Origin of the sequence: Flavobacterium panici (genome assembly GCF_024499525.1) — a bacterium.
GTDB lineage: Bacteria > Bacteroidota > Bacteroidia > Flavobacteriales > Flavobacteriaceae > Flavobacterium > Flavobacterium panici.
Window position 1 is genome coordinate 4,479,370 of sequence record NZ_CP100437.1, and the last position, 12,256, is coordinate 4,491,625.

The 12,256-nt window shown below is 32.8% G+C and carries 11 protein-coding genes; 10 read left to right on the top strand and 1 reads right to left on the bottom strand.

Annotated features, from left to right (window positions below; genetic code table 11):
• Nucleotides 1-7: 7 nt before the first annotated feature.
• Together NLJ00_RS18945 and NLJ00_RS18950 are read left to right on the top strand one after the other, a co-directional pair.
• Nucleotides 8-379, top strand: a complete 372-nt coding sequence (locus NLJ00_RS18945; protein WP_256634977.1) for a DoxX family protein — start codon at nucleotides 8-10, stop codon at nucleotides 377-379.
• Between the two features lie 21 nt (nucleotides 380-400).
• Complete coding sequence (locus NLJ00_RS18950; RefSeq protein WP_256634978.1) at nucleotides 401-727, top strand: DUF3667 domain-containing protein; 327 nt, start codon at nucleotides 401-403, stop codon at nucleotides 725-727.
• A 643-nt stretch (nucleotides 728-1,370) separates the two neighbouring features.
• Here NLJ00_RS18950 and ccsA read toward each other — a convergent pair.
• Nucleotides 1,371-4,577, bottom strand: a complete 3,207-nt coding sequence (ccsA, locus tag NLJ00_RS18955; protein ID WP_256634979.1) for a cytochrome c biogenesis protein CcsA — start codon at nucleotides 4,575-4,577, stop codon at nucleotides 1,371-1,373.
• 270 nt (nucleotides 4,578-4,847) lie between these two features.
• On the opposite strand from ccsA, the gene NLJ00_RS18960 reads away from it, so the two are divergent.
• The 8 genes from NLJ00_RS18960 to NLJ00_RS18995 all read left to right on the top strand — a co-directional run bounded on the left by NLJ00_RS18960 (nucleotide 4,848) and on the right by NLJ00_RS18995 (nucleotide 12,189).
• Nucleotides 4,848-5,609 (top strand): Rossmann-like and DUF2520 domain-containing protein, encoded by a 762-nt coding sequence (locus tag NLJ00_RS18960; protein ID WP_053474159.1) that lies wholly within the window; start codon nucleotides 4,848-4,850, stop codon nucleotides 5,607-5,609.
• Nucleotides 5,593-6,120, top strand: a complete 528-nt coding sequence (locus NLJ00_RS18965) for a KdsC family phosphatase (RefSeq protein WP_180861885.1) — start codon at nucleotides 5,593-5,595, stop codon at nucleotides 6,118-6,120. Before NLJ00_RS18960 ends, NLJ00_RS18965 begins: the two co-directional genes overlap by 17 nt.
• Before the next feature lie 170 nt (nucleotides 6,121-6,290).
• Complete coding sequence (locus tag NLJ00_RS18970; protein ID WP_256634980.1) at nucleotides 6,291-7,226, top strand: geranylgeranylglycerol-phosphate geranylgeranyltransferase; 936 nt, start codon at nucleotides 6,291-6,293, stop codon at nucleotides 7,224-7,226.
• Nucleotides 7,219-7,803, top strand: coding sequence for a Maf-like protein (locus tag NLJ00_RS18975; protein ID WP_256634981.1), 585 nt, complete (start codon nucleotides 7,219-7,221; stop codon nucleotides 7,801-7,803). The genes NLJ00_RS18970 and NLJ00_RS18975 overlap by 8 nt, the downstream gene beginning before the upstream one ends.
• A gap of 10 nt (nucleotides 7,804-7,813) precedes the next feature.
• Nucleotides 7,814-8,344 carry a mechanosensitive ion channel domain-containing protein gene (locus tag NLJ00_RS18980; protein WP_053474163.1) on the top strand — a complete coding sequence of 177 codons (531 nt, stop codon included), beginning with the start codon at nucleotides 7,814-7,816 and terminating at the stop codon, nucleotides 8,342-8,344.
• A 111-nt stretch (nucleotides 8,345-8,455) separates the two neighbouring features.
• The gene (locus NLJ00_RS18985) at nucleotides 8,456-9,556 is read left to right on the top strand and encodes an AI-2E family transporter (protein ID WP_053474164.1); all 1,101 of its coding nucleotides are present in this window, start codon (nucleotides 8,456-8,458) and stop codon (nucleotides 9,554-9,556) included.
• 86 nt (nucleotides 9,557-9,642) lie between these two features.
• A complete protein-coding gene (locus NLJ00_RS18990) occupies nucleotides 9,643-11,472 on the top strand; it encodes a BamA/TamA family outer membrane protein (RefSeq protein WP_256634982.1) in 1,830 nt (609 codons plus the stop codon).
• A 195-nt stretch (nucleotides 11,473-11,667) separates the two neighbouring features.
• A complete protein-coding gene (locus tag NLJ00_RS18995; RefSeq protein ID WP_256634983.1) occupies nucleotides 11,668-12,189 on the top strand; it encodes a hypothetical protein in 522 nt (173 codons plus the stop codon).
• Nucleotides 12,190-12,256: the final 67 nt, after the last annotated feature.

The following is a 12,256-nucleotide window of genomic DNA, read 5'->3' on the forward strand; positions in this document are numbered from 1 at the left end:
CTAAACCATGAACGGAACTTTACTTTTAAGAATTGCCACTGCAATGATTCTGCTGACGCATTCGGTTTTCGGAATTTTTAATAATGGAATTAACGATTTTGGAAATTTATACTTAAATCAGATTGGCTTTGCTCCTTTTGGTGTTTTTCTGGCCTGGTCTATTAAACTATCTCATATAGTTGCGGCTTTACTTTTACTGTTTAATAAATATGTAAAACCAGCAGGATTTGTAACGATTTTTATTTTGATTATGGGAATTGTTCTGGTTCATTTTCAGGAAGGCTGGTTTGTTGTAGGCGGCGGAAGAAATGGTGTTGAATATAACTTTTTATTGATTTGCGTTTTATTGGCGATAATGTATCCAAACGGGTTTAAGTAAAATTCTAAATAATGTATCAATATGGAAATAACTTGCAAAAACTGTCATCAGGTTTATACAGGTCATTACTGCAATAATTGCGGGCAAAGTGCCGAAACTCATAAAATAAATGCACATTTTTTATGGCACGATATTCAACACGGATTATTGCATTTTGACAAGGGAATTTTATATTCCTTAAAACAGTTATTTTCCAGACCGGGACATTCTATTCGGGAATTTATTGAAGGAAAACGTGTCAGGCATTTTAAACCGCTTTCGCTTGTTGTTGTGTTGGCAACGCTTTACGGTTTTATGTATCATTATTTTCATATCAATTTATATCCGTATACCAGTGATGTTAAGTGAATAGTTTGATTTGATATTTTTTTTAATAATCTGCCCTATCAAACGTTCCTACGGAACGTAAAATGTGGCTTATCTTTACTTTTTTCTATCTATGAAACATTCCTATGGAATGATAAAACAAAGTTTTGATCCAAAAAAAGAGGCTGCCTCAACTTTTGAGACAGCCTCTTTTTTATTTTATATTTTTCCTTGTTCTGTAAGAACATTTCATTGGTAGAAAAATTATATTGTTACAAAGGGTTTACGTTTCGTAGGAACGTTTGATTTGATATTTTTTTTAATAATCTGTCCCATCAAACGTTCCTACGGAACGTAAATATTGCTGATCTTTATTTTTTCCTACCTACCAAACATTCCTATGGAATGATAAAACAAAGTTTTGGTCCAAAAAAAGGGGCTATCTCAAAAGTTGAGGCAGTCCCTTTTTTATTTTATATGTTTCCTTGTTCTGTAGGAACATTTCATTGGTAGAAAAATTATATTGTTACAAAGGGTTTACGTTCCGTAGGAACGTAAATATATTACTGATCTTTATTTTTTTTCTACCTACGAAACATTCCTATGGAATGATAAAACAAAGTTTTGATCCAAAAAAAGAGGCTGCCTCAAAAGTTGGGACAGCCTCTTTTATTATATCAAAAAACTACTTTTTTTTGCTTTTATAATATTTTCGATATTTCGGATAAGTCACAGCACCAATTACTGCAATTGTTGCTATTGAATAATAAACCCAGTTTAATGAATGCGCTTCTCCGCTTGCATAAGAGTGTAAACCAACTAAATGGAAGTTTACGCCATAATATGTAAATAAAATCGAAATAAAGGCAAACATAGTCATTAAATTAAAAAACCATTTTCCGCGTAAAGCAGGAACAAAACGAGCGTGAATTACAAAAGCATAAATCATAATCGAAATTAAAGCCCAGGTTTCTTTTGGATCCCATCCCCAGTAACGACCCCAGCTTTCGTTTGCCCATTGACCGCCTAAAAAGTTACCAATAGTCAGCATGATCAAACCAATAGTTACTGCCATTTCGTTGATATAAGTTATCTCTTTAATGTTCAACTCCATTTTAGCTTTGTTTTTCTCAGTTGTAAACAAAATCAATAGTAAAGCCACAAAACCTAAAATCATTCCTAATGCAGTTGGACCATAACTTGCTACAATAACTGCAACGTGAATCATTAACCAATATGAATTAAGAACGGGCTGTAAGTTTGCAATTTCCGGATCAATCCAGTTCATGTATGCCGCCATTAAAATCATAGCTGTAACGAAAGCAGATGAAGCTACTGTTAATTTTGATTTTCTGTCAAAAGCCAAACCAAAGAACATTGTTGACCAAGCCACATATACAATTGCTTCGTACGCATTACTCCATGGAGCATGACCAGAAATATACCAGCGTGCTATTAATGCTAATGTGTGAAGCGCAAATAACAATCCAACTATAATATGAAAAGCATTTACGGTTATACGAAGCCATTTTTTCTCAAAGAAAATATTGACAATCACAAAAACAAACATAAATAGTGCTGCTGTGATATACCAATACGGTAGTTTTTGAAGAACATCATATTTATTATAAGCAATTTCGGCATCAATTTTTTGTTCGCTTGGACGAACTTTTGCGCCAAATTTCTTTTGAAAACCATTTATACTTTCGACCAATTGATCGGCCGTATCCCAGTTTTTAGAAATAGAACCATTATTTAAGGCACTAAAATATAACGGAAGAATTTGATTTACATAAGTAGAATCCATTCCTTTAAAACCTTTGTTATTGCGCTCTAAATAAGAAACCCATTTATGGTTTGGATCATTTGGAACAGGAAAAATTCTCAAAATACTGCCGCTTAAAGCAGATTCCATCAAGTTTACTTTTTTATCTGTTTCAATATAATCTTTCTCAAACTGATTCGGATTTCCTGCTTTATAAGCAGCATCTAAATAAGGTGACAATTTATAATTTCCGTTTTCATCGAAGAATTTTACAAACGGAGCAAATTTTGCTTCTTTGTCAATACCAATAATTTTACGAATACTGTCGTTTCCTGATTTAATATAAATAAGCGGAATCTGAATCCAAACCTGAGCGTATTGCGTCATAGACAAAAATACCTGATCAGAATTCATTCCGTTATACTTATCGCTGTGGCTTACTTTTCTAAGTAATTCAGATGAAAACGTATTAATAGGTTTCATACGTCCGCCAGCATCCTGAATAATCAAACGTCCAAATTTTGCCGCATGCGCCTCAGGAGCTTTATAAATCGTCAATAACGAATCTAATTGTTTTTGACTTGGCGGAGCTGTAACGTGATTAGCATGATCGTTTGGATCTGCAGTATGATTGTGGTCATGTTCATGCGAATGTACGTGAGGATTTTGTGCGAAACCACTCAAACTAATCATTAAAACTAAAATCGTAATTAGTTTTTCTTTTTTCTTTTTCACATTTTCCAGTTTACGTTTTAAGTCTGCAAAACGAGAATGTTTGGTGAACATAATTGCCATTAAGCCAAAGAATAACATAAAATATCCTAAATACGTGATAGAAGTTCCCCAAAAATCGTGGTTTACAGATAAAACAGTTCCTTTTTCATCCGGATCAAATGAAGATTGAAAGAAACGATATCCTTTATGGTCTAAAACGTGGTTCATATAAATATCGGCATCAAAAGTTTCTGTAGAATCCTGAACGGTAACTTTACTTTCAAAAGCAGAATAACTTTTTTCTGTTCCCGGATATTTCGTTGCGATAAAGTCATTCAATTTTACTCTAAAAGGTAAAACATAGGCTTTACTTCCGTAGAATATAGAGTATTCGATTTTACCAATTTTTACCGTTTTTGGTTCTCCAATACTTCCTTTAGAGCCCATTACCATTACTTCTTTTTCCTGTCCTTCAGCTTTAACTTTTACAACTAAAGCATCTGTATGAGATTTTGCTTTGAAATCATTACTAGATTCATAATCCACTTTTCCTTTCATTGCAGGATCCGGGAAAACAATTCTAATATCTCCAATGCTATATAAAGAACGCATCATTAAAGGCTGAACGTTGTCTTTAGTAACTTTTCCTTTTAACTGGTCTGCCATTCGCATAAATTCACCTTCAAAAGGAGTCTGAATTGTATATTTTTCGCCAGTTGTATTAATATTAATAGCACCTTGTGTTGGTTTATTTAAAGCAAATAAAACATTGTGAATATTTTGAACTTCACCTTCTTTCAGGAAATGTTCTTCACGTCCGCCTGCACCCGCTTCAACTAATTTAAGATATAAAGTTCCGTTAGGATCTGGTTTAACCACTTCCTTCGCTCCCATTATATATTTTGAATATGAAACTTCAAACGGAGTCTCATCAAATTTTCCTGAAACAGAGAAATCATTATTAGTAACGGGAGAAAGTAAAAGGCTTTTTTCGAAAACCCTGCGTTTCATTTCTCCTTTATATTCACCATCAACAAAAATGGTGATGAATGTTTTATCTGAATATATCTGATTTTCTGATGCGCCTTCGCGAATTGGCATCATTCCTTCATAACTGATATAACGTGTAATAAAAGCTCCTAAAATGATAAAAACAAAGGCAATGTGCAGTAAAAAAGTAGCCCATTTTTCTTTTTTCAATAATTGATAACGTTTAATGTTTCCGAAGAAATTAATCATGAAAATGAACATTATGGCTTCAAACCACCAGGTATTGTATATTAAAATTCTGGCTGTATCGGTATTGTATTTACTTTCGATAAAAGTTCCAACACCCATTGCAATTGCGAATGTCAAAAAAAGAACGGCCATTAATCGTGTAGAAAACAAAAAAGAGAATATTTTTTTATCCATTTTTAAGGAATTACATTGTATAAAAGTGGCACAAAAATACTTAAAAATGTTGATTTGAGGTAAATGTTATTTGTTAATAAAAACCAAATAATAGGATTGTGTTTTGGGCAACAGATTACACAAATTAAACGGATTATTTTTTAGATTTCTTTTATTTTTTGCCAATAAATAAAACATAAATCCGTACAAATCAGTTTAATCTGTGTAATCTGTGGGCAAACTTTCTTCCACCATATTTTCTTTAGAAAAAATAATGTTAATTTTGCGATTATGATTCGAATAACGATTATTGGTTCCGGAAACGTCGCACAGCATTTAATAAAAGCTTTTTCTGCAAGTTCGCTTGTTGAAATTGTGCAGGCTTTTTCGAGAAAAAAAGAAGCTTTGAGTCATCTTCTCGATTCAGATAAAATCGTAACCGAATTTACAGATTTAAAAGAATCAGATTTATATATCATTTCAGTTTCCGATAATGCTATTGCTGAAGTTTCAAGTCAATTGCCATTTGAAAACCAATTAGTTGTTCATACTTCCGGCACAACTTCTATCGATGTTTTAGATTCAAAAAACAGAAAAGGGGTTTTTTATCCATTACAAACATTTTCTAAAACTAAAGATGTTGATTTTTCAGTAATTCCGATTTGTTTGGAAACGGAGAATCAGGATGATTATAAAATTTTAGAAGAAACGGCGAAAAGCATTTCAAATGCGGTTTTTTCCATAAGTTCAGAACAGCGAAAAGCTTTGCACGTTGCAGCCGTTTTTGTCAATAACTTTACGAATCATTTATATCAAATTGGGCAGGAAATTTGCGAAGAACATCAAGTTCCTTTTGAAGTTTTAAAACCTTTGATTCAGGAAACTGCCGAAAAAATAAAAACCCTAGATCCAATTGACGCTCAAACCGGTCCGGCAAAGCGCCACGATTCTGTCACAACCGATGCGCACCTGAATTTTATTACCAACGAAAATCAAAAAAACATTTATAAAATACTAACACAATCTATACAGCATAATGGCAAAAAGTTATAAAGAAATGATGAACGACATTACAACATTTATTTTTGATGTTGATGGCGTACTTACAGACAGTTCGGTTTTTGTAACCACAGAAGGAGAAATTCTTCGTACGATGAATATTCGTGACGGTTACGCTATGAAAGCGGCTGTAGAAAGCGGTTACCATGTCTGCATTATTTCTGGCGGAAGCAACGAAGGCGTTCGCGTAAGACTTAAAAATTTAGGAATCACAGATATTCATTTAGGAACTCCTGACAAAGTGAAAACGTTCGAAGAATATACTAAAACTTACAATATTAAACCAGAACAGGTTTTATATATGGGCGACGATATTCCGGATTATCACGTAATGAAATTAGTAAGTTTACCAGCTTGCCCGCAAGACGCAGTCCCTGAAATCAAAAATATCTGTCGTTACATTTCACACGTAAAAGGCGGAAAAGGTGCTGCACGCGACGTTATAGAGCAAGTAATGAAAGTACAGGGAAAATGGATGGAACATTTTAATGGACAGCACGACTAGAGGTAATTTTAGATTTGTGATTTTAGATTTTAGATTATTTTCTAAATCTTTAAAATTTCAAAAGAAAAACCTTTGCACCTCTGTCTCTTTACCCCTTTGAACCTTAAAAAAAAACTTAGTCCCGATAGCTATCGGGATAGCATCTCAGAACCTTAGAAACTCTAAAAAAAATGAAATACCTAAAACTAATTCGATATAAAAATCTACTTATGCTTGCTTTTATGCAGGTTTTATTTCGTTATGCTTTTTTAAAACAGCAGGATATTCCGCTGGCTTTAGCAGACTGGCAATACGGACTTTTAGTTTTAAGCACCGTTTTACTCGCTGCAGCAGGTTATGTAATTAATAATATTTATGATGTTGCAACAGATACAATTAATAAACCTCAGAATGTTGTAATTGGCAAAGGAATTTCTGAAACGGCGGCTTTTAATATTTACATCGGACTTAATGTTACCGGTGTCGCAATTGGTTTTATTTTGGCCAATATTATTTTAAGACCAACATTTGCCTCACTTTTTATTCTGATTGCTTCACTGCTTTATTTTTATGCTACAACTTTAAAATCAATTATGATTTTAGGGAATTTTGTAGTAGCGGCTTTACTTGCTATAAGCGTTTTAATTATTGGTGTTTTTGATCTTTTTCCAGCTACGACTTTAGAAAATAAGGCACAAATGGCGAGTTTCTTTTCTATTTTGACAGATTATGCGCTTTTTGCTTTTATGATCAATTTTGTACGCGAGATAGTTAAAGATATTGAAGACATGGATGGCGATTACAATCAAGGAATGAATACTTTACCAATTGCCATTGGAAAAAACCGTGCTGCAAAAATTGCATTGGGATTTGCTATAATTCCATTTATTTTATGTCTGCTTTACATTAAAAAATATTTCTTTGATAACAATCTTTTGATAGTTACGTTTTATACATTCGTTTTTGTTCTGGCACCTTTATTATATTTTATAGTAAAAATATTTAGTGCCAAAACCAAAAAGGATTTTCACCATTTAAGTACTGTTTTGAAATTAATTTTATTCTTCGGAATTTTATCAATCCTTATTATCAGCTTAAATCATCAATACCTTCAAAACCATGCTTAAAGAAAAGCTTAAAAAATATAAAATCATTCTGGCTTCAGGATCGCCGCGCAGACAACAGTTTTTTAAGGATTTAGATCTTGATTTTGAAATTCGCTTAAAAGATGTCGAAGAAATTTATCCGCCAGAATTAAAAGCAGTTGAAATAACCGATTTTCTCGCACAACTGAAAGCGGACGCATTTAAAGATGAATTAAAAGAAAACGAAATATTAGTAACAAGCGACACTATTGTTTGGCATGAAAATAAAGCTTTAGGGAAACCAAAAAGTGCTGAAGATGCTTTTGAAATGATCAAATCAATGTCGGGTACAACGCATGAAGTAATTACTTCTGTTTGTTTTCAAACTAATACTGCTTCTACTCTTTTGCACGATATTACAAAAGTTACTTTCAAAGATTTATCTGATGAAGCGATTTTGTATTATATCGAAAATTATAAACCTTATGATAAAGCCGGAGCTTACGGTATTCAGGAATGGTTTGGTTTTATGGCAGTTACAAAAGTCGAAGGTTCTTATACCAATGTTATGGGGCTTCCAACGGCTAAAGTTTACGAATATTTGAGTACTTTAGTGTAAAAATTTATTTATGTTTTCTTTTAAAGAATATACTCAGGAATTATTTGCCACCTTTATTCTTATTATTGCTTTAATCGCTTTAAGAATGATTGTTGCCAAATTAATTCGACGTTTTGCTTCTACAAGTCATTTATTAGAACATCGTACCAATCTGGTTATCAAATACACTCATATTTTTATGAATATTTTGGTAACGCTTAGTTTAATTGTGATTTGGGGCGTTAATACTGAGGATATTTTTTTAACCGTTTCCTCGATTGCAACCGTTATTGGCGTTGCAATGTTTGCACAATGGTCGATTTTGAGCAACATTACTTCGGGAATGATTTTGTTCTTCTCCTTTCCTTTCAGAATTGGCGACACCATAAAAATTCACGATAAGGATTTCCCAATTGAAGCTGAAATTGAAGACATTAATACCTTTCATATCAGCCTGAGAACAAAAGAAGGCGAAAAGATTATTTTCCCTAACAATCTGCTTTTGCAAAAGGGAATTTCAATCATGCCGGCACACTACGAAGAGAAAGAATTTTTTGATTAATTTTTGAATGGGAATTTTATAACGTATAACTAAAAAGCTAAAACGCTATAATTTAAAGAAATTATAATATTTGCTTAACCAATTATACATTATCTAAAAATTTCATCAAAAATGATCCATCCCATAAAGTTGCCGTTTTATGCAAAACTTGCGTGTATCTTAGTAAGTTTAATTTCATTTGCTTATATTTTTTGCATTACCAAAGATATTCTTACGCCCGTTTTGTTAGCCTTTTTATTTGCGGTTTTACTATTGCCCATTTTTACCTTTTTAAATACAAAATTTAAGTTCCCAAGACATCTTGCGGCTATAATTTGTGTTTTAATTTTTCTGGCATTCATTGGCGGGATTCTTATTTTTATCTCTTATCAGGTTACTAATATGGCAAGTGATTTTGATACAATTAAGAAAAATGCAAACTCCTTTATAATTGAAATTCATAAGTTTATCAGAGAAAATTTCCAGATAAGTATTGGCGAACAGAAAAAATATTTGGACACCGTTACAAAAGACTCTGTAAAAAACGGAAATGCTACTTTAGGCTCAGCCATAATATCTATAAGCGATCTTCTGCTAGACAGCACTATTATTGTAATTTATACGTTTTTGTTTTTGATATATAAAGAACATTTCAAACTGTTTTTGGCCAAATTAATAAACAAAGAAAATCATGCTGCTTTAAAAGATATTCTATCACAAATCAAAGTTTCGATAAACAATTATATCGTGAGTTTGATATTGGAAATGATTATAGTTTCTGTCTTGACCAGTTTAGGACTTTGGATTATTGGTATTAAATATTTCATTTTATTAGGACTGATAACGGGAATTTTAAATCTGGTTCCTTACATCGGAATTTTAGTTGCAGGAGTTATTACCGTTTTGGCTTCATTGACAGGTTCAGGAGAAACATCAGTAATTGTTGGGATTTTAATAGTCAATGTAATTGTTCAGTTAATTGACAATAATCTTCTTGTGCCTTTAATTATCAATTCAAAAGTAGAAATAAACGCTTTTGTTTCCATTATGGGAATTATTGTGGGCGGTGCGGCGGCCGGAATTTCGGGTATGTTTCTGGCAATTCCGCTTTTAGCCATTTTGAAAATTATATTTGACCGAATAGAATCGCTGGAACCCTGGGGTTATTTAATGGGAAATCATATTCCGAGAAAATTTGCCTGGAGAATTCGCAAAGCAAAAGTACAAGAGTAAATAATCTGTTGATTTTAAAAAAAATCGTGTTATTTATCTTAAATTCATAGAATAATAGCCTTTAAAATAAGTTTAAATCCATCTGAATGTTATCAAGTAAAAAAATAGTTATTTTTATTTTCTTATGCTTTTGTTTTCAAAGTATTTGTGCGCAGACAGATAAAACTAAGAAAGACAACCCTCCTAAAAAGGACAGTACAGAGATTTATACTAAAATAAAAAACTATTCGAAGAAAAATAAGTTCACCCAAACCTTACATAAACTTCTGTTTCGATCAAAAAAAGCTAAAAAAAGAGAAGTTATTGAGCCTAGTGACACTCAAAGTTTCAACGGAAAAATCATTCGAAAAATAAATATTGTAACGCTTGATCCTTTTGGGCATTCTATTACAGATACTACCGTGCAGCCAAAAAACTGGGGAGAACGAACCGGAAATAAACTGCACTTAAAAACAAAGAAAATAGCAATTTACAATCTTCTTTTGTTTAAAAGAAATACTCCTTATGATTCTTATAAAATACAAGAAACAGAACGTTTAATTCGTTCACAGAGATATGTTACGGCAGTTAGGATTTCTAATGAATTAGCCAGTCCGGCATCTGATTCTGTTGATGTTACGATTCGGGTTTTAGATTCCTGGAGTACCATTCCGCGGTTTTCAATATCAAGCAGCAGAGTTGGTGTAGGTTTCAAAGAAAAAGATTTTTTTGGTACAGGACAGCAGCTCGAATATCGTTTCACCAATCGGTTTGACGATGGCGCAAATGGTAATGATATTACGTATACGGTTCCCAATATAAAAAATACCTATATAGGAACTACGCTCCATTACAACATGGATTTAGACAATAATTATACTAAAAGTATTGATATTGAAAGGGATTTCTATTCGCCTTTAACCAAATGGGCAGGCGGTGTTTTTGTTGGACAGAACTTTAGAAAAGATTCGCTGCAGGCTCCTGATATGAGTTATGCATTTCAGAGTTTCAAGAATAATTTTCAGGATTTTTGGGTGGGTAAAGCCACAAAAGTTTATGAAGATGATAATGAAGCCATTACCAATTTAATTACATCGGCACGTTTTTTAAATGTGAATTACAGCGAATCTCCAGATTCCTTATATGATCCAACTAATTTTTATTCAGATGAAAAACTGCTTTTGATGGGTATTGGATTAAACAGACGAAAATTTATTAAAGACAATTATATTTTTAGAAATGGTCAGACCGAAGACGTTCCAATTGGGCGTATTTACGGAATTACCTTTGGATATCAGTATAAAAATCAAATTTGGAGACCTTATGCCGGAGCGCAGTTTTCTTTTGGAAATTATTACCGATTAGGTTTTTTAAGTATGAATTTTGAAGCCGGAACCTATTTTCATCAATCCAAAACGTATCAGACGGCTTATTTATTTGAATCGAATTATTTTACAAAACTCTTTAATCTGGGAACCTGGAAACTGCGACAATTCGTAAACCCAAGAGTTGTAATTGGTGCAAATCGGGAGGGAATTATTGGCGATGAACTTAATATAAACGAACGAAATGGTCTCGCGGGATTCAACGCCGCTTTATATGGAACTAGTAAAACCCTTTTATCCCTGCAGACACAAACGTATTCTCCTTATGCGCTTTGGGGATTTCGTTTAAATCCGTTTTTTAATTATACGATAGCATTTTTAGGAAGTCCAAAAAATGCCATGTTCGACAGCAAACCGTATTCAAAAATTACATTAGGCTTATTAATAAGCAATGACTATTTGGTTTTTAGTAATTTCCAGCTGTCACTGTCATATTATCCAAGTATTCCTTATCAGGGTGATAGTGTTTTCAAAACCAATACATTTGAAACAACCGATTATGGTTTGCAGAGTTTTGAACTTGCCAAACCAAGAATTGTTGATTATCGATAATGAAAAAATATTTAGATTTTTTTTAGAAATTTTTCATTCTGCAAAACACTTTAGAAATCAATATTTTACAGAATATTTAACTTCAGTTTAATCGTTAAAAAGCATATTTTCTCCGATGAAATACAATTGTATTTTTATTTTTGGCACGGTATATGAAAATCTTTAAACAAAGATTAACATTAAACTTTAGAAAAAATGAAAACAATTAAAATAGCAATCGCCGGATTATTTCTTTTGGTTGCAAATGCCACACAAGCTCAGGTATCAGTTAACGTTAATATAGGAACACCTCCAGCTTGGGGACCAGCCGGATATGCTGAAATGGAATATTATTATCTTCCAGATATTGAAGCTTATTATGATGTACGTGCATCACAATTTATCTATTTTGGAGGAGGAAGATGGGTTAGAGCAACTTATTTACCAAGACAATACAGAAATTATGATTTATACGGAGGCTATAAAGTTGTTTTAACAGATTATCACGGAAGAACTCCTTATACATACTTCGATCGTCACAGAGTAAAATATTATAAAGGATATCACGGTGCACCGCAAAGACCTTACAGACCAAGACCGGTTTATGGTTACAACGAGCGTCGTTATGAGCACAGAGATCACAGACATTATGATAAACACGACAAGCATGACAAACACCACGGGCATGATAGACACGATGATGATCACGATCACGGTCATGGCCACGGAAGAAGATAATATCTAAATATTTAAGAGCGTATTAAGTTTTAATACGCTCTTTTTCTATTTTAAAAATCAGCTAAAT